General features: G+C 61.9%; 19 protein-coding genes. 11 read left to right on the top strand and 8 right to left on the bottom strand.

Features of this window, described 5'->3' with window-relative positions; all coding sequences use genetic code 11:
• Positions 1-90: 90 nt before the first annotated feature.
• The 3 genes from YH62_RS01230 to YH62_RS01220 form a co-directional block, all read right to left on the bottom strand.
• Positions 91-1,401, bottom strand: a complete 1,311-nt coding sequence (locus YH62_RS01230) for a peptidoglycan DD-metalloendopeptidase family protein (protein ID WP_046792328.1) — start codon at positions 1,399-1,401, stop codon at positions 91-93.
• 109 nt (positions 1,402-1,510) lie between these two features.
• Positions 1,511-2,338, bottom strand: a complete 828-nt coding sequence (locus YH62_RS01225; RefSeq protein WP_046792327.1) for a ferritin-like domain-containing protein — start codon at positions 2,336-2,338, stop codon at positions 1,511-1,513.
• Positions 2,339-2,351: 13 nt separating this feature from the next.
• A complete protein-coding gene (locus tag YH62_RS01220) occupies positions 2,352-2,819 on the bottom strand; it encodes a peroxiredoxin (RefSeq protein ID WP_046792326.1) in 468 nt (155 codons plus the stop codon).
• A 124-nt stretch (positions 2,820-2,943) separates the two neighbouring features.
• Here YH62_RS01220 and YH62_RS01215 point away from each other — a divergent pair, with 124 nt between their 5' ends.
• Positions 2,944-6,333, top strand: a complete 3,390-nt coding sequence (locus tag YH62_RS01215) for a DUF3971 domain-containing protein (protein WP_046792325.1) — start codon at positions 2,944-2,946, stop codon at positions 6,331-6,333.
• Positions 6,334-6,381: 48 nt separating this feature from the next.
• Here the strand turns inward: YH62_RS01215 and tyrS are convergent, their stop codons facing one another.
• Positions 6,382-7,635, bottom strand: a complete 1,254-nt coding sequence (gene tyrS / locus YH62_RS01210) for a tyrosine--tRNA ligase (RefSeq protein WP_046792324.1) — start codon at positions 7,633-7,635, stop codon at positions 6,382-6,384.
• 97 nt (positions 7,636-7,732) lie between these two features.
• Between tyrS and YH62_RS01205 the strand changes: the two genes are divergently transcribed.
• A complete protein-coding gene (locus YH62_RS01205; protein WP_046792323.1) occupies positions 7,733-8,851 on the top strand; it encodes an anhydro-N-acetylmuramic acid kinase in 1,119 nt (372 codons plus the stop codon).
• A gap of 105 nt (positions 8,852-8,956) precedes the next feature.
• Complete coding sequence (locus YH62_RS01200; RefSeq protein WP_046792322.1) at positions 8,957-10,153, top strand: GGDEF domain-containing protein; 1,197 nt, start codon at positions 8,957-8,959, stop codon at positions 10,151-10,153.
• 33 nt (positions 10,154-10,186) lie between these two features.
• Here the strand turns inward: YH62_RS01200 and YH62_RS01195 are convergent, their stop codons facing one another.
• A complete protein-coding gene (locus tag YH62_RS01195; RefSeq protein WP_046792321.1) occupies positions 10,187-10,864 on the bottom strand; it encodes an alpha/beta hydrolase in 678 nt (225 codons plus the stop codon).
• 229 nt (positions 10,865-11,093) lie between these two features.
• On the opposite strand from YH62_RS01195, the gene YH62_RS01190 reads away from it, so the two are divergent.
• The 8 genes from YH62_RS01190 (at position 11,094) to sufA (ending at position 18,792) form a co-directional block, all read left to right on the top strand.
• Positions 11,094-12,260, top strand: a complete 1,167-nt coding sequence (locus YH62_RS01190; protein ID WP_046792983.1) for a cysteine desulfurase family protein — start codon at positions 11,094-11,096, stop codon at positions 12,258-12,260.
• A 150-nt stretch (positions 12,261-12,410) separates the two neighbouring features.
• Positions 12,411-13,880 (top strand): Fe-S cluster assembly protein SufB, encoded by a 1,470-nt coding sequence (gene sufB / locus YH62_RS01185; protein ID WP_046792320.1) that lies wholly within the window; start codon positions 12,411-12,413, stop codon positions 13,878-13,880.
• A gap of 61 nt (positions 13,881-13,941) precedes the next feature.
• Positions 13,942-14,283, top strand: coding sequence for a GIY-YIG nuclease family protein (locus tag YH62_RS01180; RefSeq protein ID WP_046792319.1), 342 nt, complete (start codon positions 13,942-13,944; stop codon positions 14,281-14,283).
• Positions 14,284-14,391: 108 nt separating this feature from the next.
• Positions 14,392-15,147 (top strand): Fe-S cluster assembly ATPase SufC, encoded by a 756-nt coding sequence (sufC, locus tag YH62_RS01175; RefSeq protein WP_046792318.1) that lies wholly within the window; start codon positions 14,392-14,394, stop codon positions 15,145-15,147.
• 19 nt (positions 15,148-15,166) lie between these two features.
• Positions 15,167-16,441, top strand: coding sequence for a Fe-S cluster assembly protein SufD (gene sufD / locus YH62_RS01170; RefSeq protein WP_046792317.1), 1,275 nt, complete (start codon positions 15,167-15,169; stop codon positions 16,439-16,441).
• 198 nt (positions 16,442-16,639) lie between these two features.
• The gene (locus YH62_RS01165) at positions 16,640-17,878 is read left to right on the top strand and encodes a cysteine desulfurase (protein ID WP_046792316.1); all 1,239 of its coding nucleotides are present in this window, start codon (positions 16,640-16,642) and stop codon (positions 17,876-17,878) included.
• A gap of 11 nt (positions 17,879-17,889) precedes the next feature.
• Entirely contained in the window at positions 17,890-18,270 is a 381-nt protein-coding gene (locus tag YH62_RS01160; protein WP_046792315.1) for an SUF system Fe-S cluster assembly protein, read from the top strand.
• A gap of 132 nt (positions 18,271-18,402) precedes the next feature.
• Complete coding sequence (gene sufA / locus YH62_RS01155) at positions 18,403-18,792, top strand: Fe-S cluster assembly scaffold SufA (RefSeq protein ID WP_046792314.1); 390 nt, start codon at positions 18,403-18,405, stop codon at positions 18,790-18,792.
• A gap of 140 nt (positions 18,793-18,932) precedes the next feature.
• Here the strand turns inward: sufA and YH62_RS01150 are convergent, their stop codons facing one another.
• The 3 genes from YH62_RS01150 to YH62_RS01140 are packed head-to-tail and all read right to left on the bottom strand — an operon-like array spanning position 18,933 to position 22,141.
• Positions 18,933-20,135, bottom strand: coding sequence for an ABC transporter permease (locus YH62_RS01150; protein ID WP_046792313.1), 1,203 nt, complete (start codon positions 20,133-20,135; stop codon positions 18,933-18,935).
• A complete protein-coding gene (locus YH62_RS01145; RefSeq protein ID WP_046792312.1) occupies positions 20,125-20,841 on the bottom strand; it encodes an ABC transporter ATP-binding protein in 717 nt (238 codons plus the stop codon). Before YH62_RS01145 ends, YH62_RS01150 begins: the two co-directional genes overlap by 11 nt.
• A 10-nt stretch (positions 20,842-20,851) precedes the next feature.
• Positions 20,852-22,141: an efflux RND transporter periplasmic adaptor subunit gene (locus YH62_RS01140; RefSeq protein ID WP_046792982.1), complete on the bottom strand. Its 1,290-nt coding sequence runs from the start codon at positions 22,139-22,141 to the stop codon at positions 20,852-20,854.
• Positions 22,142-22,394: the final 253 nt, after the last annotated feature.

Here is a 22,394-nt window from a genome sequence, read left to right as displayed (position 1 = left end):
AAACTCGGCGGATCGGCAGCTATATTGGTGAACGCAATGATGATGGAGGCGAGCCGGCTATATTTCCGGCCCTCACAGTAATGCTTTTGGTCAATTCAGGTAACTAATGAGTTTCATGCCGGCATTGAGAAAACGGGCTGGATCGACGGCATTGCCGTCGCGCCTCACCTCGTAATGCACGTGCGGTCCGGTCGAGCGCCCGGTCGAGCCGGCAAGGCCGACCACATCGCCTGCGGCGACCCTGTCGCCGGTCTTCACGAGAACTCGGGACATATGGCCATAACGGGTCGTGATGCCCTGGCCATGGTCGATCTCGACCATGTTTCCGTAACCGCCGGAGGTGCCAGCCGCGATGACTTCGCCGGCACCGGTGCTCAGCACTCTGGCGCCGGTCTCGGCTTGAAAATCGATACCGGCATGAAGGGCAAGCCGCCCGAGAAAGGGGTCGATGCGATTGCCGAAACGGCTGGTTACGCTGCGACCCGGAGCGGGATTGCCGAAGGGCAGCGCGCGCGCCGTCTCGCGCACGTTTTCCAGCCTGCTGAGCGCGGTATCCAGTTCGTTGAGCGAGGCGTCGAAGGCGCCGGCGCTCGTCACCGGCTCGACGAACGGGCCGCCGAGACCTTTTTCCGGCGATCGGGGCGAGGTTTCGACTTCGACGCCCGTGCGGCGCATGATGGCGGCCATGGCGGCGGCCGTTTCGGAAGCATCCGTCGTGAGATTGGCGATCTTGGCGAATTGTTCCTTTTCGACTGCCTTCAGCGAAAGCGTGACCTGGGAAAAGACCCGGTCGGCGCGATCGGCCATGTTTTCCCTGAGCGGCGCATAGGCAAGCGCATTGCCGATCGGAGCGGCGCTCGATGGCTCCTTGCCGCGCAGAAGGCTCTCGATCGCCTGGATTCCGCCGCTGAGCGCGGCTTGCCGGGGTTTGCCGGCCGGCTCCTCCCCATTGGTCTCTTCGGTAGCCGGCTGCTCCATCTCGGGCATCTGCAGGCCCTGTTCCTCCGCACGTTCGAGGAGCGAGCCGAGCTTGCCGTGACGGGAGAAAAGCGCATTCTGCTGCTCGAGGAGCTTCTCAACCTTACGCTCCACCACCTGCTGATCGAGAAGCTGGCGGGAGGTGAGGCGGTCGAGCTGGGCGCGCAAGGCTGCGATGCGATCCTCGTAATCGTACTGCATGCGCGCCTGGCGGGCCATCGTGGCGCCGATCAGGTCGTCGCGAACGACGAGATAGGTAGTGGCGGCAAGGTAGCCGATCGACATCGTACCGAGAAAGCAGAAGGTCAGCGCCGCCATCCACGGCCGAACCGTCATGTGCCGGATCTTCTCGCCGCTGGCGAGTATGAGGACGTGCTGATGCTTCCGCTTCCCAAAAACACGGTTTTCGGTTCGGTTTGCCACCTGCTTCTCCCGGAAAATCGACTCGTGAGTGACCGTTTGTCGGTTCCGGAATTACACAATTTTAAGGTTAACAAAGCCTTAGCTGCGCGCGGCGAGCATCAGCCGGGCTTCAGGCGTTGCTGGTGGAGGTGAGCGATCGATAGAAGGAGGGCGTGAGACCGGCCTCGGCGCGGGCGAGATCGTTGAAGGGAGGCTTCAGCGAACCTCGGAAATTGGACCTCACGAGCTCCTTGAACGTCGCCGCCGGGTCCTTGCGCTCGCGGGCGCAGAGAAACCGGAACCACTTCGCGCCGATCGCCACATGGCCCTTTTCGTCGTTGTAAATGACGTCGAGCACCGCGGCACTTTCGAGATCGCCGGTCTCGCGCATCTTCGCCTGGAGCGATGGCGTGACGTCGAGGCCGCGCGCCTCCAGGATGAGCGGCACCACGGCAAGCCTTGCCGTGAGATCGTTGCGGGTGGAATGCGCCGCCTGCCAGAGCCCGTCATGGGCGGGCATGTCCCCATAGTCGGCGCCCATGTCGTTAAGCCGCGCGCGAACCATGCGGAAATGTTTTGCCTCCTCGAAAGCGACCTGCATCCAGCCGTCGAAGAAGGAGTTTGGCACCGGTTCGGTCGCAAACCGCGCGACGATGTCGAGCGCCAGATCGACCGCATTGAGTTCGATATGGGCGATCGCGTGCAGGAGCGCGATGCGGCCGTTCGTGGTGTGAAGCGAGCGCTTCTCCACGGCCTTGGGAGGAACGAGTTCGGGCTTTTCTGGCCGGCCGGGACGATCGGGCAGCGGCGGATCGAGTGGCGATCGCAACGAAAGCCTGCGCTCGAACCAGCGCGTTGCAGTCTCCTGGGCAAGCCGCGTCTTGATATCGAGATCCGGCGAGGCGATTGCGGCGGTCGCGCCGCCGCGCAGCGAGGTGATCGAGAATTCCCCCGGCATATGAAACTCCGCTTCAAAGTGCCTTTGCGGCAGCCAGAACCTCTTCGGCGTGGCCGGCGACCTTGACCTTCGGCCAGATTTTGGCGATCCGCCCGTCGGCACCGATCAGGAAGGTGGTGCGCACGATGCCCATGAAGGTGCGCCCATACATGCTTTTCTCCTTCCAGACGCCGTAGAGATTGGCGACCGCCGTCTCTTCGTCCGAACCGAGGACGACGGAAAGACCATGTTTTTTCGCGAATTTGTCGTGCCTGGCGACGGAATCCGGGGAGATGCCGATCACGGCCGCGCCTGCTGCCTCGAATTCCGGGAGGAGAGTTGTGAAGGCGATCGATTCGGCCGTGCAGGCGGTCGTGTCGTCCTTCGGATAGAAGTAGAGTACGACCGGACGGCCGCGAAAATCGCTTAAGGAAACGGTGCCGCCTCCGTCGCGGGGCAGGGAGAAGTCCGGGGCCACATCGCCGATCGCCAAATCCGACATCAAATTCCTTTCTTTCGCCAGTATATTGAGTGATTGTCGCCGCAATCGATATATAGTGGCCGCGCGAACGTCCAGATCAGTCGGATTCTGGGCGCGATTGGGTATACCGGATTCTCAGGAACATATGGCGGAAATTCGCGGAGAAAGGGTCAGCTTCAGCCGGGATGAAATCGTTCCGCTGCATGAACTTCCCTCTGCGCAGACCGAGGATCCCATCATCGTCCATTGCCCGGCGCCGCGCTCCCGCGTGAAGCGCACCTGCAAGATAGTGGCACTTTTCCTGCTGCTGGTGCTGCTTGCCTGCGGCAGCGCAATCTTCGCCATCGAAGGTGGGGCGGTGGACAGTACCCTTTCTGCTCGCGCGCAAGCTGCCCTCAACGATGCGATCGGCCCGCGCTACGCGGCGACCGTCGGCTCGACAGTGCTCCGTTTCGATTCGAGCCTGCGTCTGGCGCTGGAGGCGCGAGACGTGGATATCGTCGAGAAGGCGAGCGGCGAACATTTCAGCCGCGCAGGCGCCATGCGTATCGCGATCGATCCGCTCGCGCTGATCGCTGGGCGCGTTTCCATCAAGCATATCGAGGCAGATGCCATCAGCATCGACATGGCGCATCTGCCTTCCGGCGATCCGGTCCCCTTGTCGCAAGTGCGGGTCGATGCCATGCCCGCCATTCTCGAACAGGCTTTCCAGCGCCTCGACGAGGCGAACGGCCTCATCGAACGGACCGGTACGGATTCGATGACCATTTCGGGCATCGATCTGGTCTTCCCCGCTGCGCCCGGCGAGAAGCCGCTCACCCTGGTCGTCGATGGCCTGGTGGTGACGCGCAGCGAGCAGAGCGTGATCGAGGTCAAAGGGGAGGTGAGCCTGGACGGCCGGCCGGCACAGCTCACCGCTACGGCAAATGCCGTCAACGGCGTGGCAAGCTCGCTTTCGGCAAAGCTGACGGGCCTCGATGCGACGCCCTTCCTGCTGCAGCGGATGGAGAACGGAGCGCCACGCGAGGGGCTGACCGGCTCTCTGGATCTCGATCTCTCCGCCGTCCGCGCCAGGGAAAATTCCGAGCCGCGCATCTCCGCGGTATTGCGCCAGTCGCCGGGCGAATTCTATTTCGACGGTGTGGCGCAGGAATTCTCCGGCGCGGAGATTAATGTCGCCTACGACTTCGCAAAGAATTCCATCGAGATATTGAAGTCGCAGGCGCGTTTCGGCCCGACCAGCCTGCCGATCACTGGAGCCGTCGTCGACCTCAACAGGCTCGATCCGAATGAGACGCGGCCGGGATACGGCCTCGATCTGCTCGTCAGCGGCGGCGTGGCGGCGGCCGAGAATTCCACCGAGGAGCCGACGCGGTTCGACCTGAAGGCCGGCGGGCGGTATCTGTCGGCGGCGCGCGAACTGCAGGTGGACGACATGCTGGTTTCCAGCCCGCGCGGCACCATGGCCGGCTCGCTGATGATCCGCTTCGGCGAACAATCACCTGAGATCAGCTTCGGCGCCCGTCTCCCGAGCATGGAGGTCACGGGGGTCAAGCAGCTATGGCCGTTCTGGATGGCCAGGAACCCGCGTACCTGGGTCGCCGAAAACATGTTCGGCGGCACCGTCACCAACGGCTCGATCGCCGTCTTCATTCCGGCCGGCCGGATGCATGGACCGGGCATTCCGCTGGAGCTCGATGAGGACGAGCTTCGGATCAGCTTCGATATTGCCGACGCGCGATTGGACCTGCCGGGCCACATTCCCCCGCTGCGCGACATAACCGGGCATTTCGATCTGAAGGGCGAGGCATTGAACGTCTCCGTCGCAAACGCCAGGTCCTATTTCCCTTCCGGACGCGGGGTGACCGTGGATGGCGGAACCTTCGCCATTGCCTCGACCTACACCAAGCCGCTGATGGCCGATCTCGCTGTCAAGGTATCGGGCTCGGCTGACGCCCTGACGGAACTTGCAAATTTCCAGCCGATCAACGCGCTGAAAGGGACCGGGTTCAAGCCGGAGGATTTCGCCGGGGGCGCCAAGGCGGATATCAAGGCGCGTTTCGGTCTGATTTCCAATCAGAACCCGCCGAAGCCGACCTGGAATGCCCATCTCAATCTTGACGACGTCGACCTTCTGCCGGAGCTTTCCGGTCGACGGTTCGGCGGGCTCACCGGTACATTCGATGTCGATACCGAGGCGGCGCGGCTTACGGTCAAGGGCACGGTCGACGATGTTCCGGCCGATATCAAGCTCGTGGAGCCGGTGGGGACGGCATCCAAGGTCCAACGCGAGCGGGTCATCAAGGCCACGCTCAATGACGAGCAACGCGAGCGCTTGGCGCCTGGGCTTTCCGATATCGTGGAGGGCACGATCGCGGCCGAGCTGACATGGCTCGACGAGCACAGGCAGGCGGTGGCGCTCGATCTGACGCGCGCGACGCTTTCGGTGCCGTGGCTTGGCTGGACAAAGGGCAGCGGCATCGGCGCCACGGCGAAGTTCGAGCTCTCGAGCGAGGGTAGCCGCGCGGATGTCCGCAATTTCGACCTGAAGGGGGACGGCTTCGGCGCTCGCGGAAATCTGACGCTCGTCGACGACGGACTGACGGCCGCGGAATTCTCTCGGGTGCGGCTCTCGCCCGCCGATGATTACAGCGTTGCGGTCAAGCGGGCAAAAGGGGCCTATGACATCTCGATCTCGGGAGCGGTGGCGGACATCAGGCCTGTCATCACACGGCTGAAGGCCGACAACGGAGGAAACAAGGACGACGCCGGCAGGGCAACCATTCGCGCCAAGCTCGACCGGATGATCGGTTTCGGCGACGAAAGCCTTTCCAACGTCTCGCTTCTGTTTTCCGTTCGCGACGGTGAGGTCTCCTCGGCCGATTTTTCCGGTGTGACGGGCAGCGGCCAGGCAGTGGTGAGCGAGATGAGCCGCGGCAACACGATCTCGATCACCAGCGGAGACGCGGGCGCGGTCGCCCGCTTCATGGACCTTTACAACAACATGCGTGGCGGTCTTCTGAACCTGCGGCTGAGGGCGCAGCAGGGCGGCGCCTGGGGCGGCTCGATCGATGTCCGCAGCTTCTCCCTGGTCAATGAATCCCGGCTTCAATCCATGGTGTCCACGCCGGTGGGCAAGGATGGCCGCAGCCTCAACTCGGCGGTCAAGCGGGATATCGACGTCAGCTCCGCCAAGTTCCAGCGCGGCTTCGCCCGGCTCGTCTACCGCAACGGATCGCTCGCGGTCGACAACGGCGTCGTGCGCGGCGAGCAGATCGGCGCGACCTTCCAGGGCGTGTTGCGCGATGCCGGGGGCAATATGGGTATGACCGGTACCTTCATGCCGGCCTACGGGCTGAACCGGCTGTTTGCCGAACTGCCGCTGATCGGCATCTTTCTCGGCAACGGCACCGATCGCGGTTTGCTCGGCATCACCTTCAAGCTGGAAGGTCCCTTCGACACGCCGAAGCTGACAGTCAATCCGCTTTCGCTGATCGCGCCGGGCGTCTTCCGGCAGATCTTCGAGTTCCAGTAAAGAAAAAGGCCGCAACAGCGGCCTTTTTCAATGAGATTCACGATCCGCTCAGACGGGGCGGATCAGGAAGTGCTTCTTCTTGCCGAGCGAAAGCTTAATGACTGTATCGGCGGTCAGCTCTCCCGAACCGACGACCCTCCGCTCGTCCGTGACGGCTTCATCGTTGATGCGCACCGCGCCGCCCTGGACATGCCGGCGCGCTTCCCCGTTCGAGGCAGCAAGCCCTGCCTTGACCATGAGGGAGAGCAGACCGATGCCGGCGTCGAGTTCCGCGCCCGGAATTTCGACCGAAGGCAGGTTTTCGGATAGCGCCCCTTCCTCGAAGGTCTTTCGAGCCGTCTCCGCTGCTTCCTCGGCCGCGGTCCGGCCGTGGAGCATGGCGGTAACCTCGGTGGCAAGGATCTTCTTTACCTCGTTGATTTCCGAGCCGGCGAGAGCCGAGAGGCGGGCGATCTCGTCCATCGGCAGCGTCGTGTAGAGCTTCAGGAAGCGGGAAACGTCCGCATCCTCGGTGTTGCGCCAATATTGCCAGAAGTCATAGGCCGACAGCATGTCCGGGTTCAGCCAAACCGCGCCGGAAAGTGATTTGCCCATCTTGGCGCCCGAAGCGGTGGTCAGCAGCGGCGAGGTCAGCGCGTAAAGCTGCGGCGTGCCCATGCGGTGGCCGAGATCGATGCCGTTGACGATATTGCCCCACTGGTCCGAGCCGCCCATCTGCAGGCGCGTGTCATAGCGCTTGTTCAGCTCGACGAAATCGTAGGCCTGGAGGATCATGTAGTTGAATTCCAGGAAGGAAAGCGATTGCTCGCGGTCAAGCCGGGTCTTCACGCTGTCGAAGGACAGCATGCGGTTGACCGAGAAATGGCGGCCGACATCGCGCAGGAATTCGAGATAGTTGATGTCGCGCAGCCAGTCGCCGTTGTTGATCATCAGCGCATCCTTCGGACCTTCACCATAGGTGAGGTAATTGGAGAACACGCGCTTGATGGAGGCGATGTTGCTTTCGATCGTATCGATCGTCATCAGCTGGCGGGCATCGTCCTTGAAGGAGGGATCGCCGACCATGCCGGTGCCGCCGCCCATCAGCGAGATGGCGCGATGGCCGGTCTGCTGCAGCCAATGGAGCATCATGATCTGAATCAGGCCGCCGGCATGCAGGCTCGGCGCGGTCGGATCGAAGCCGATATAGGCCGTCACGGTTTCCTTCGAGAACAGTTCGTCGAGACCAGTCTCGTCGGAGATCTGGTGGATGAAGCCGCGTTCGTCGAGCGTGCGGAGAAAATCGGATTTGAACCTGGACATGATCGATCCTTGGGAGGACTTGTTTTTGATTTTGCGAGGCGGCGTCTAGCATTGTTTTCTCGCATAATCACTTCAAAAGTGATTCTGGGTGAGATCAATGAATGGAATGAAAACAGCAATCGGCCTGATGAGCGGCACCTCGATGGATGGCATCGACGTGGCGCTGCTTGCGACCGACGGCGAGGCCATGGTGGAGCGCGGCGCTTTCCTCGGCGTTCCCTATGATCCCTCATTCCGCGATCGTTTGAAGCTCGCGCTCGAGCAGGCCAAGGAAATCCGGGTGAGGACGGAGCGTCCGGGCGATCTTGCTGCGACCGAGAGGGAGCTGACGTTGCGTCATGCGGAGGCGGTGCGGCTGTTTCTCGAAAGGAATGGCCTGAAGGCGGCCGACATCGACGTGATCGGCTTTCACGGCCAGACGGTTCTGCATCGGCCGGACGAGGCGCTGACCGTCCAGATCGGCGATGGAAACCTGCTGGCCAACGAGATCGGCATACCCGTCGTCTATGACATGCGAGCCAAGGACATGGAGCATGGAGGGCAGGGGGCGCCGCTGGTGCCGGCCTATCACGCGGCCCTGGCGCAAGGGCTCGCCACCGAGGACGCGCCGGTCTGCTTCGTCAATATCGGCGGCATTTCCAACCTTACCTTCATCGGCCGCGACGGCACGATCCTCGCCTATGACAGCGGCCCCGGCAACACGCTGATCGATCAATGGGTGGAGGCGCATGCCGGCATACCGTATGATCAGGGCGGCATGATCGCTTCCGAGGGCGGCATCGTTGCCGCGCTTGCGGAACGCTATCTTTCGAACCCCTTCTTTTCCGCCGAAACAAGGCGCTCCCTCGATCGCAACGATTTCCTGCCGCCGAAGGGCAGCGAAGCGGAACTCGCCGACGGCGCGCGCACGCTTGCCTATGTCGCGGCGGCCGCGATCCTCAAATCCGCCTCTCATTTGCCCGAACGGCCGGCGCTTTACATCATATGCGGAGGCGGAAGGCTGAACCGGGTGCTGATGGGAGATCTCGCGGCGCTTGCCGGGAAGCAGAATGCACGGGTGATTGCCGCGGAAGAGGCGGGGCTTGATGGCGATGCCATGGAGGCGGAGGCCTGGGCCTATCTTGCCGTGCGGTCGCTCAAGAACCTGCCACTGACCTTTCCGGGAACGACCGGTGTTGCTGCGCCGGTAACAGGCGGCGTGCTTGCTAGGCCCTAAGCTGCCGGCGCAGTTGGATCGAATTTTAACATTTTCTTCTTGTCGGCGTTCTATTGTTGCATGGACGGCACGGGGGCCATGCAGAATTCCTGCATCTGAAGAACAATGAACGGCGCAGCTTTCTTCCTGGTGGTTAATCTCTTTATCGCCATCTGTTTCGCGATGGCGTTCGCCGTGGTCTCGACGCGAACGCGCTACCGCATTGCCGCGCTTTGGATCGCCGCCGCGTTTGCGATCGCATCCCTCTCGGCCCTGTGTGAGCTACTGGTGGCCTATGGCGATGCGACGAAGGTCTGGGCCATAGGTGCCTTCGCGACCCTGCTGGGCGGGATGATCCTGCTGCGCATCGGCATCGGGGAACTTTACGGCTCGCGCATCAATTTCGCGTTTGCGGGAGCGTTTTTTGCGGCCGGGATAGTTGTCGATCTTCTTATCTACGACCTTCCCCGTGGGACGCCGCTGCAGGCTTTTCTTTATCAGGCACCGTTCGCACTGGTCATTCTGTCCAGCGCTGTCGCCGTTCTCACTTCAACACATCGTCTCCCGATTGACCGGGCCCTGGGCGGGCTCCTTTTACTGACCGGCCTGCATTTCTTTGCCAAGGCGGGCCTTGCGGTCGTGGTCGGCGCGGGGCAAACGGCGAAGGATTACATCGGCACCAACTACGCGCTGGTCTCCCAGAGTTCGACGGCGATCCTGATCGTTGCCGTGGGATTGATGCTGCTTTCGGTCTTCGTGCTGGGTATCATGGCCGACGAGCGCAGCATTTCGGAGCAAGACCCGCTTTCCGGCCTTGCCAACCGGCGAGGCTTCGACAACGGCGTTTCGGCGACCATTGCTCGCTCGCCGGATGGCAGCCATGCCTTCATCTTCTGCGATCTCGATCACTTCAAGAGCATCAACGATGCCCATGGCCATGAGGCTGGCGACCAGGTCATCCGCGCCTTCGGCGATCTCTTGCGCTTGAGTGCGCCGGTCAAATCCGTGGTGGGGCGTATAGGGGGCGAGGAATTCGCCATATTCCTTCCGGGGACGAGCATGGAGGTGGCGGCCATGTTCGCACACGCGCTGCGGAGCGGGACGGAGGAGATGAAGATCGCCGGCCTGCCGAATTCTCTATCGGTGACGGCAAGCTTCGGCGTGGCCGAACTCGTTCCGGGCGCAAGGACGGCAGATGCGATGCGGGACGCCGATGTGGCGCTCTACGAAGCAAAACGGGCAGGGCGCAACTGCGTGCGGGAGGCGGCGCGCGAGGTTTCGTCGCTGGCGGCCGCCAAACCGCATATCACCAGAGTGAAATAGGAAGCGGTCGCCGCATTGCTGCGGCGTCGCAGTTCAGCGAATGCGCTTGGCCGCAGGCTCCGGCACCAGCTCGCCATTCAGGCGGCGGTCGAGATAATCCTCGCACTCGCCCATCAGTGTTTCCACCTGGCCATTGAAGAAGTGGTTGGCGCCCGGCACCATGCGGTGCGTGATCAGGATGCCCTTTTGCGTCTTCAGCTTTTCCACCAGCACGTTGACGTCCTTCTCCGGCGCGACCTTGTCGGAATCACCATTGATGATGAGACCGGACGAAGGGCAGGGTGCCAGGAAAGAGAAATCGTAGATGTTCGGCTGCGGCGCGACCGAGATGAAACCCTCGATCTCCGGACGACGCATGAGAAGCTGCATGCCGATCCAGGCGCCGAAGGAATAGCCCGCCACCCAGCAGCTCTTCGAATCCGGATGCAGGCTCTGCACCCAGTCGAGCGCGGAAGCGGCATCGGAAAGCTCGCCGGCGCCGTGATCGAACTCGCCCTGGCTCCGCCCGATGCTCCGGAAATTGAACCGAAGCGTCGTGAAGCCGCGTTTCTGGAACATGTAGAAAAGCTGATAGACGATCTGGTTGTTCATCGTCCCGCCGAACTGCGGATGCGGGTGCAGGATGATCGCGATCGGCGCGCTTTTTTCCTTGGAGGGCTGATAACGGCCTTCCAGGCGGCCCGCGGGGCCGTTGAAAATCACTTCGGGCATCGGTACTCCGGTCAGCGTGGTGGTTCGGAACTGATCATCACATCGAGTTTGACTTGACGAAGCCAGTCAGCTTTTCTAAAACAGTTTAGAACCATTCGAAACTGGCGCCGAGTAGCGCCGTTCGGACGTCTCATAAGCTAAGCCTGACGGAAATTTCAAGGAAAATGCGGTCCGATGGGCTGCTTCTGTGAAATTCGATGGCTATTTAGATACGGAACCGGATCAGGCAATGGCACAGCCACGCATATATCTGGACTGGAATGCGACGGCTCCCCTCGGGGAAGCCGCGCGCGCCGCCATGATCGATGCGCTGAAGCTGCCGGGAAATGCTTCTTCGGTGCATGGCGAGGGGCGCGCGGCGCGCGCTGCCATTGACAAGGCGCGGCGACAGGTGGCCGCACTTGCCGGCGCGGAACCCGCGCACGTGATCTTCACCAGCGGCGCGACCGAAGCGGCAAACCATGCCCTCGTTCCGGATTATCGCATGGGGCGCTCCCCGCTCGTCTTCAGCCGGCTTTACGTTTCGGCGATCGAGCATCCGGCGATTCGCGAGGGCGGCCGCTTCGCATCCGTTCAGGTGACCGAGGTGCCGGTGACGCCGGCAGGTATCGTGGATATTGCCGCGCTCGAACGGCTGCTTGCCGCACATGATCGATCCGAAGGCCTGCCCATGGTGGCCGTCATGCTCGTCAATAACGAGACCGGCATCATCCAGCCCGTGGCGGAAGCTGCGCGGCTGGCGCATGCCCATGGCGGGCTGATGGTCGTGGATGCCGTCCAGGCTGCCGGACGCATTCCTCTCGACATTGTGGCATTGGACGCGGATTTCCTGATCCTATCGTCGCACAAGATCGGCGGCCCTAAGGGCGTCGGTGCGCTCGTTTCCCGCGGTGAAGTGCTGATGCCGGCGCCTTTGATCCGTGGCGGCGGGCAGGAAAAGGGCCATCGTTCCGGAACCGAGAATTTCCATGCCATCGTCGGCTTCGGTGCGGCGGCGGAAACCGCTTTCGATGGGCTTGTCGAACGGAATGCCGAGATCGCCGCCTTGCGCGACCGGTTGGAAGCGGGCATGCGGGAGGCCGCCGGCGATGTGCTGATCCATGGTTCGGATGTGGCGCGAGTGGCCAATACGGTCTTCTTCACTCTGCCGGGTCTCAAGTCGGAAACCGGTCAGATAGCCTTCGATCTGGAAGGAATTGCCTTGTCGGCGGGCTCCGCCTGCTCTTCCGGAAAGGTCGGGGAAAGCCATGTGCTCACGGCCATGGGACATGATCCGAAGCTCGGCGCCCTGAGAATGTCTCTCGGTTCCGCGACGACTGAAGAGGACATCGCGTGGGCGCTGGCAGCGTTCGCCAAGATAGCAGGTCGGCGCAAGCCGGCCGGCGAGGCGGCGTGACCGCCGCCAAATTCGCGGAAGCACAAATTTCCGCTTGCCAAAAGGTGTGAAAACCGCCTTCTGGCCCCTACATAGGGGTGGAACTTTTACCTCCCCGAGACAACGACCGATTTGCCGGAATTTGAGCCGGCAAGATTTTGGAGATTGAGTATGCCTGCTGTCCAGGAAACGATCGATCAGGTTCGAGGGATCGATATCGATCAGTACAAATACGGCTTCGAAACCGTCATCGAGGTGGACAAGGCGCCGAAGGGTCTTTCGGAAGAGATCATCCGTTTCATTTCCGCCAAGAAGCAGGAACCGGAATGGATGCTGGAATGGCGCCTCGAAGCCTATCGCCGCTGGTTGACCTTGGAAGAGCCGACCTGGGCGCGCGTCGAATATCCGAAGATCGATTTCAACGATCTCTACTACTATGCCGCGCCCAAGAACGTGACCGGCCCGGTCTCGCTCGACGAGGTCGATCCGGAGCTTCTCAAGACCTACGAGAAGCTCGGGATTCCGCTGCGCGAGCAGGAAATTCTGGCCGGCGTGCAGAAGTCGAAGGTGGCCGTCGATGCGGTCTTCGATTCCGTTTCTGTCGTCACCACCTTCAAGGAAGAGCTGAAGAAGGCCGGCGTGATCTTCATGTCGATCTCGGAGGCGATCCGCGAGCATCCGGAACTCGTGAAGAAGTATCTCGGCTCGGTCGTTCCGACCTCCGACAACTTCTATGCGACGCTGAACTCGGCGGTCTTCACCGACGGTTCCTTCGTCTTCGTGCCGAAGGGCGTACGTTGCCCGATGGAGCTTTCCACGTACTTCCGCATCAACGAGAAGAACACCGGCCAGTTCGAGCGCACGCTGATCATCGCCGAAGAGGGCGCCTACGTCTCCTATCTGGAAGGCTGCACCGCGCCACAGCGCGACGAAAACCAGCTTCATGCGGCCGTGGTTGAGCTCGTCGCTCTCGATGATGCCGAGATCAAGTATTCGACCGTGCAGAACTGGTTCCCGGGCGATGCCCAGGGCAAGGGCGGCATCTACAACTTCGTCACCAAGCGTGGCGATTGCCGCGGCAAGAACTCCAAGATCTCCTGGACGCAGGTGGAGACCGGTTCGGCGATCACCTGGAAATATCCGAGCTGCATCCTGCGTGGCGACAATTCGCGCGGCGAGTTCTATTCGATCGCCGTTTCGAACGGCCATCAGCAGATCGACTCGGGAACGAAGATGATCCATCTCGGCAAGAACACGTCGAGCCGCATCATTTCCAAGGGCATTTCCGCCGGCAAGTCGCAGAATACCTATCGCGGCCAGGTCTCGATCCACCGCAAGGCCGAGAATGCCCGCAACTTCACCAACTGCGACTCGCTGCTGATCGGCGACAAGTGCGGCGCCCATACCGTGCCGTATATCGACGTGAAGAATTCATCCGGCCAGGTGGAGCACGAGGCGACGACCTCGAAGATTTCCGAGGACCAGAAGTTCTACGTCATGCAGCGCGGCATTCCGGAAGAGGAAGCCATCGCGCTCATCGTCAACGGCTTCGTCAAGGAAGTCATCCAGGAACTGCCGATGGAATTCGCGGTCGAAGCCCAGAAGCTGATCGGGATTTCACTTGAAGGTTCGGTTGGTTAACCGGCTGAGGAATCCGTCATCCTCGGGCTTGTCCCGAGGATCTACATTCGCGGGATAGGGGATGAGTGGCTTCGTCTACATTATGTCCGACAAACCGCGAGGAGTGATCTACACCGGCGTCACGAGTGATTTGCGGGACCGCGTATCGGATCACCGCAACGCAGTTCAGGAAGGGTTTACGCAGAGATACAAGGCGAAAAATCTGGTCTGGTTTGAACGCCATCCAAATATCGTCTTGGCAATACAGCGAGAGAAGTCGTTGAAGCGTTATCTGCGTGAATGGAAGATCAAGCTCATAGAAGGTTTGAATCCCACATGGGACGATCTCTACGAGCGGATCGACGAGATTGAAAATGCCTACCGCCCCCATCCGAATACGGAACAGTGGAGCAACTACAGCTGACGGCTTAGATCCTCGGGACAAGCCCGAGGATGACGGAAATCGAACGGACCACGTTGTCCTAAGGTCTATCGGGCGGCCCTTGAACCGCTCTATGAATAGGAAGATAAAATGCTTGAGATCAAGAACCTGCACGCCCGCATCGCCGAAGACGGCACCGAGATCATCCGCGGCCTGAACCTGACCGTGAAGGCCGGCGAGATCGCCGCCATCATGGGTCCGAACGGCTCCGGCAAATCGACGCTGTCCTACATTCTCTCCGGCCGCGAGGATTATGAAGTCACCGAGGGTGACATCCTCTATAACGGCGAAAGCATCCTGGATCTCGACCCGGCCGAACGCGCCTCTAAGGGCATCTTCCTGGCCTTCCAGTATCCGGTCGAAATTCCCGGCGTGGCGACCATGCAGTTCCTCAAGGTCGCGATGAACGAGCAGCGCAAGGCGCGCGGCGAGCCGGAACTGACGACCCCTGACTTCATCCGCCGCGTCAAGGAAGCTGCCGGCGAACTGAAGATCGACATGGACATGTTGAAGCGCCCTCTGAACGTCGGTTTCTCCGGCGGTGAAAAGAAGCGCGCCGAAATACTGCAGATGGCTCTGCTCGAGCCGCAGCTCTGCATCCTGGATGAGACCGATTCCGGCCTCGACATCGACGCACTCAAGGTCGTCGCCGACGGTGTGAACGCGCTGAAATCGCCGGATCGCGCCGTCATCGTCATCACCCATTACCAGCGCCTGCTCGACTACATCGTGCCGGATACCGTCCACGTGCTCTACAAGGGCCAGGTGATCCGTTCGGGCGACAAGGAACTCGCGCTCGAACTCGAAGCCAAGGGTTACTCCGATATCATCGGGGAAGCCGCCTGATCGCGGAAGGGAGCCGTCCATGAACATTCAGACGACAAACCGGCTGACGGCCGCCGAAACGGCGCTCGTGGAAGCCTATACCGCACAGGTCGGCGAATTGCCCGGCAATGGCGCCGTGATCGGCGCGCGCGACCGGCTGCTGGACGATTTGAGAAAGGCCGGTCTGCCGACCCGCCGTATCGAATCCTGGCACTACACGGATCTGAAGACGCTGTTGCGGGCAATCCCGGCAGGCGAGCAGGCGCCGGTAATCGAAAAGATTGCCGCCCTCGTGGAGGGATCGAAGGTGCTTTCCGTGCGCCAGGGCGACGCGGACGCCAAGGCCGCCGTCGATGGCATCGAAGTCACGACCTTCAAGGATGCGCTCGCCGAAGGCACCGCTGCTGCCGGACTGACGGCGCTCGACAAGGACGACGCGATCGGCCGGATCAATGGCAGCTTCGTGCGCGACGGTTTCGCCATTGCTATCCCGGCCGGAACGGAACTTGAAGAGCCGTTGGAACTGCAGGTGCTGCATGGCGCGGGCCAGATCCACACCCGCTTTCCCGCAATTTTCGGCGCCGGCTCGAAGGCGACCGTGATCGAGCGGCACCGCTCGGTGGAGGAAGAGGGTGCATTCGTCTCTTCCGTGAGCGAACTTACGCTTGAAGACGGTGCCGAGATCACCTGGATTATCCTGCAGGAGCAGGGTGCTTCCGATACTCATCTCGGCCAGGTGCGCGTCAAGCTCGGCTCTGAGGCCAAGCTGCGGCTCTTCGTCGTCAATGTCGGCGGCAAGCTGGTGCGGCAGGAACTGCGCATCGATGTCGAAGGCGAGGGTGCCGACCTGACGCTGCGCGGCGTCAACCTGCTGGGCGCTGAAACCCATACGGACGTGACGCTGGTTCTCGGCCACAACGTGCCGCACACGACGTCGACGGAAACCTTCCGCAACGTCGTCTTCGATCGCGCCCGTGGGGCGTTCCAGGGCATGATCCGGGTCGCTCCCGATGCCCAGAAGACCGACGCCAAGATGGCTTGCAACACGTTGCTGTTGTCCGACGAAGGCGAGTTTTCCGCCAAACCGGAACTCGAGATCTTCGCCGACGATGTGATCTGCGGCCATGGCGCGACCGTCACCGACATCGACCGCAACCATCTCTACTACATGATGGCGCGCGGGGTTCCGGAAGCGAAGGCGCGCGCCATGCTCGTCAACGCTTTCGTTGCCGAAATCATCGAGGAACTCGAGGAAGAAAAGCTGGTCGAGGCGCTCGAAGGCGTCATCTCGCATTGGCTTGAAAGGCATGTCTGAGGCGGCTGACGGAGGGGACAACATCTCCTCCGCAATGCTCGTCCTCGGGTTTAACCCGAGGATGTCCCGAGCATCTACTGCCGTCGATCAGGTGGCAACCTGAGTAGATCCTCGGCACAAGGCCGAGGATGACGGAAAGCGGTGGAGCGGCACCTCTGTCAAACCACTGTTCGAGAGCGACAACCGAAAGGGTCTGCAATGGACCAGATTACGCCGGCCACCTATGACGTCGAAGCGATCCGGCGGGATTTTCCGATCCTGTCGCGCGAGGTTTATGGCAAGCCGCTGGTCTACCTTGATAACGGTGCCTCGGCCCAAAAGCCGCAGGTCGTCATCGACGCGATCGCCAACGCCTATTCGAATGAATATGCCAACGTGCATCGTGGCCTGCATTTCCTTTCGAATGCCGCGACCGAGGCCTATGAAGGCGCGCGCGAGAAGGTGCGCCGCTTCCTGAACGCGAGCTCCGTGGACGAAATCGTCTTCACGAAATCCTCCACCGAGGCGATCAACACGGTCGCCCATGGCTGGGGAATGCCGAATATCGGCGAGGGCGACGAAATCGTCGTGACGATCATGGAACATCACTCCAATATCGTGCCCTGGCATTTCATCCGCGAGCGGCAAGGCGCCAAACTCGTTTGGGTACCGGTCGACGAGGACGGTGCGTTCCACATCGAGGATTTCGAAAAGAGCCTCACGGAAAAGACCAAGCTCGTCGCCATCACCCACATGTCCAACGCGCTCGGCACGATCGTGCCGGTCAAGGAAGTCTGCCGCATCGCTCATGAGCGCGGCATCCCGGTATTGGTCGATGGCAGCCAGGGCGCGGTCCACATGCCGGTCGATGTCCGTGATATCGACTGCGACTGGTACGTGATGACCGGCCACAAGCTCTACGGGCCGTCCGGCATCGGCGTGCTCTACGGCAAGATGGACCGGTTGAAGGAGATGCGGCCGTTCCAGGGCGGCGGCGAGATGATCATCGAGGTGAGCGAGGACAACGTCACCTACAACGATCCGCCGCATCGTTTCGAGGCCGGCACGCCGCCGATCGTGCAGGCGATCGGGCTCGGCTATGCGCTGGATTATATGGAGAAAGTCGGACGGGCTGCGATCGCCCGTCACGAGGCCGATCTGACCGCCTATGCGACCGAGCGGCTGCGGGCCATCAACTCGGTGCGGATATTCGGAAACGCGCCGGACAAGGGCGGCATCTTCGCCTTCGAACTCGCCGGCATCCATGCGCATGACGTCTCGATGGTGATCGATCGCAAGGGTATCGCGGTCCGCGCCGGAACCCATTGTGCCCAGCCGCTCTTGAAACGCTTCGGCGTCACCTCCACATGCCGGGCATCCTTCGGCATGTACAATACCCGCGCCGAAGTGGATGCGCTGGCCGACGCGCTCGACTATGCGCGAAACTTCTTTGCCTGAGGAATTTTGCCATGGCAGTCGATGACACCGAACTGAAGTGGGATGCCCGCGAGGGAATTATCCAATCCGCCATTCCTGCCGATGAAGTGGCGCGTCTCAGCGACGACATCATCGCGGCGCTGAAGACCGTCTACGACCCGGAAATTCCGGCGGACATCTTCGAACTCGGCCTCATCTACAAGATCGATATCGAAGACGACCGCATGGTCAAGATCGTCATGACGCTGACGGCTCCCGGCTGCCCGGTCGCCGGCGAGATGCCGGGTTGGGTCGAGAATGCGGTGGGCGCCGTCGAAGGCGTGTCCGGCGTCGAGGTGGAAATGACCTTCGATCCGCCGTGGACGCCCGAGCGCATGTCGGAAGAAGCCCAGGTCGCCCTCGGTTGGTACTAGCATGATCCCGAAAAGTTGCAGACTTTTCGGACAAGATCATGCGGAAGCTGATATTGATCGGTTAAGGCGCCGGCATTAAATTGAATCGGAAACACCGGACCTTGAACCCGGCTGTGGAAGGAGAATGGGCCCATGGGCTTTGCAGTGATGACGATGACCGATACTGCCGCGACGCGCGTCAAGCAGATCGTTCAGAATTCCGGATCGGACGCCAAGGGCATCCGCGTCGGGATCAAGAAGGGCGGCTGCGCCGGCATGGAATATACCATCGACCTCGTCACCGAGCCGAATGCCAAGGACGACCTGATCGAGCGCGACGGCGCGAAGGTCTGGATCGAGCCATCCGCCGTGCTCTACCTTCTCGGCACGCAGATGGATTTCGAAGTCACCAAGATGCGGTCGGGCTTCACCTTTACCAATCCGAATCAGACCTCGGCATGCGGCTGCGGCGAGTCCGTCGAACTCAAGCCGGCCGATCTTGCCGCGCTTGCAAAGCAGCGCGAAGCGGAAGCACGCGTTTAACCGCCGGTACTTCCGTCGTCCTCGGCCTTGTGCCGAGGATCTAAGCCATCTCAACAAAAGCAACGTGGACGGATGCTCTGGCGTCCTCGGGTTTAAACCCGAGGACGAGCATGACGGACAGCTGCCGTCTTTTGATTCAATCACTCGTGACGCAACGCCTCGATCGGGTTGAGCTGCGCCGCCCGGCGTGCCGGGAAATAGCCGAAGATCATGCCGATCGCCGCGGAAAAGGCGAAGGCGAGCAGGATGATCGTGGGGCTCGCCACGAAAGGCACGCCGAGGAAGCTGACGACGCCGTAGGCGAGCGCCAGCCCGGCAATGATTCCGGTCACGCCGCCGAAGATCGACAGCATGACCGCCTCCACGAGGAATTGGGTCAGCACCTGGTTTTCCAGCGCGCCGATCGCCAGTCTTATGCCGATCTCGCGGGTTCGTTCGGTCACCGAAACCAGCATGATGTTCATGATGCCGATGCCGCCGACGAGCAGGCTGACGGCCGCGACAGCGCCGAGAAGACCGGTGAGCAGGACCGTGGTACCCGTCATCGCAGCGGCCATCTGGGTCATGTCGTTGACCGAGAAATCGTCCTCGCGGCCGATGGCGATGCGCCGCCGCTCCCGCAGCAGGCTCTCGACATCCGACTGGACCTTGGCGGTGGAGACGCCGTCCTGCGCGGAGAGGATGATGCTGGAAATCGTCGTCGTGCCACCGATCCGCCGCTGATGCAGCTTGAGCGGCATGATGATCGTGTCGTCCTGGTCGTCGCCCATGCCGGACTGGCCCTTGACGGCGAGCACGCCGATGACCGGGCAGGCGATATTGCTGACGCGGATGTTCTGGCCGACGGGGTTGGCGGTGCCGAAAAGCTCCCGCCGTACGGTTTCGCCTATGACGCAGGCGGCCTGACCGCGCTCCTCTGCGGCGAGGAAATTGCGGCCGAGCCCGATCTCCCAGTCCTGGGCAATCAGATAATCGTTATTGGTGCCGATCACGCTCGTGGAATGATTGCGTCCGCCGGCGATCGCCGTTGCCGTTCCGCGATTGACGGGCGCGACGGCCCGCAATCCGTTCACCTGGTTGCGGATCGCCACTATGTCCTTGTCGGTGAAACGCTTGGCTTCCGTGCTCGCGCGCCCCGGTCCCCATTGGCCGGGACGGACGAAGAGCGTGTTCGTGCCAAGGCGCGAAAGCTCCTGCTGCACCTTGGCCGTCGTGCCGTTGCCGACGGTCACCATGGCAATGACCGCGGCCACGCCGATCACGACGCCGAGCACGGTCAGGAAGGAGCGCAGCATGTTGCGGCTGATCGCACGCCAGGCGAGCTTGGCCGTCTCAAAGAACATGGTCGGCCTCCTTCGCCTGCAACTGGTCGGACGAGAGATGCCCGTCGACGAAGCGCAGCAGCCGCTTGCCATAGGCGGCGATGTCCTCCTCATGGGTGACCATGATGACGGTGATGCCGCGATCGCGGTTGAGGCTGGTGATGAGCTCCATGATCTCGGTGCTGGTTTTGGTATCGAGATTGCCGGTGGGCTCGTCGGCCAGCAGGACTGCCGGATCGGTGACGATGGCGCGGGCGATCGCGACGCGCTGCTGCTGGCCGCCGGAAAGTTCCTGCGTCGTGTGGCCCTCACGGCCTCTTAAGCCCACCTGGGCAAGCGCGACAAGCGCCCGCTCGCGCCGTTCGCGCGCATCCATGCCGCGATAGACGAGCGGCAATTCGACGTTTTCGACGGCCGAGGTGCGCGCGAGCAGGTTGAAGCCCTGGAAGACGAAGCCCAGCATGTGCCGGCGAAGCAGCGTCAGCTGCGACCGGTCGAAACTGGTCGTCGGGATGCCCTGGAAGAGATATTCGCCGGAGGAGGGGATATCGAGCCCGCCGATGATGTTCATCGCCGTCGACTTTCCCGAGCCCGACGGTCCCATGATGGCGACGAACTCCCCGCGGGCGATCGACAGGTCGATCCGGTCGAGCGCGCGGATGGTCGCCTCGCCATGGCCGTAGAATTTCGAGACCTGCCTGAATTCGATGAGGGGAGCTTCGGTCATCGCCTTTCCTTTAGCTCGCGCGGATGGCCGCATCGGTTATCAGGAGATCGCCCTCCTTCAATTCGCCCGAGCGCAAAACCGTGAACTGTCCGTCCGTCGCGCCGGCCTCGACCGCCACGTGCTGCGGCGCGCCGTTGCGCAGCACCCATACGGCGCGGCCGTTGCCCGCTGTTCCCTCCGCACCGGCTCCCCGGCTGCCGCGGCGCGGCGGCGAAAACAGCCGCGTCAGGAAATTGCCGCGACCGCGGGCGTTCGCCGCGGGCGGGGAAAAGCGCAGCGCCGCATTCGGAATGAGCAAGGCGTCCGAAACCTCCTCGACCACGATATCGGCGGTCGCCGTCATTCCAGGTCGCAGCAGGAGATCGGCATTGTCGACGGTGAGTATCCCCTTGTAGGTGACCACGTTGGAAACGGTCTCCGAAGCGAAGCGCACGGCCTCTATGGAGGCGGGGAAACTGCGCTCGGGATAGGCATCGACCGAAAACGTCGCCTTCTGGCCCTCCCGCACCTGGCCGACATCGGCCTCGTCGACCGCCACCTGCAGTTCCATCTGGCGCAGATCGCCCGCGATGGTGAAAAGCACGGGCGCGTTGAGGGAGGAGGCGACCGTCTGGCCGGGTTCGACATCGCGGGTCAACACGATTCCATCAATCGGCGAGATGATCTTGAGCTTGGAGAGGTTCACTTCCGCAAGGCGAAGGTTCGCTTCGGCGGAGAGAACCGACGCCTCGTTGACCGCCTTCGTCGCGAGCGCCGCGTCATGAGCGAAACGCGCGGCATCCAATTCCTGCTGGGTGGAAACCCGGTTGCTGACGAGGCCCGAAAGGCGGTCGAACGTGGTCTTTGCCGATGCGGCCTCGGCTTCGGCCTTCAGCACGTTCGCCTTTGCGGAGGCGAGCTGGGCCCGCGCGCTCTGGACGTCGGCCTCCTGCTTGTTGGTGTCGAGCTCGGCCAGCACGTCGCCAGCCTTTACGTCGCTGTTATAGCTGACGTTGACCTTGCGCACGGTGCCGGAAAGTTCGCTGGAAATATCGATCTGGTCCGTCGGCTGCACCGATCCGGTAGCCGTCACGATGACGGAGAGGTCGCCGCGGTTCACCGGCTGGGTGGTGTAGTCATAGCGCGGCCCGCTGCCGCCGAAGAAGAAATAGGCCGCCGCGCCGCCGCCCGCGACGAGCGCCAGAAGAATGAGCCAGAGACCGAGACGCGAACGCGAGCGGCGATTGCCAGAAGCCGCAAGAACCGCGGCAAGGTCCGCGCTCTTGTCCGCTTTGCCGGCCGCATCGATATTCTTCTGCACGTTCACGTCTATGACCCTCGTTGAGACCCGATCTAAATAAGCGCAGGCGCACCGAAGCCAAGGGAAGGCATAGGATTCGATCTTCTACCGGCGGCTGCATGCGGTTTTCAATGCCATGAGGAACGGCGGGAACCTAGTGAATAATCGGTAATGCGGCGACCCGGTGCGTAGCCTTCGTTGCGATGGAGAAGCGCAGACGAGGGGGGCGGAACCTACGTCATCTTCCGTATCTCCACCCTTCTATTTGCTGATT

The organism is Rhizobium sp. LC145 (assembly GCF_001005825.1).
Classification (GTDB): domain Bacteria; phylum Pseudomonadota; class Alphaproteobacteria; order Rhizobiales; family Rhizobiaceae; genus Neorhizobium.
The sequence above is the reverse complement of the archived record's forward strand: the minus strand, read 5'-3'. Positions and strand labels throughout refer to the sequence as shown.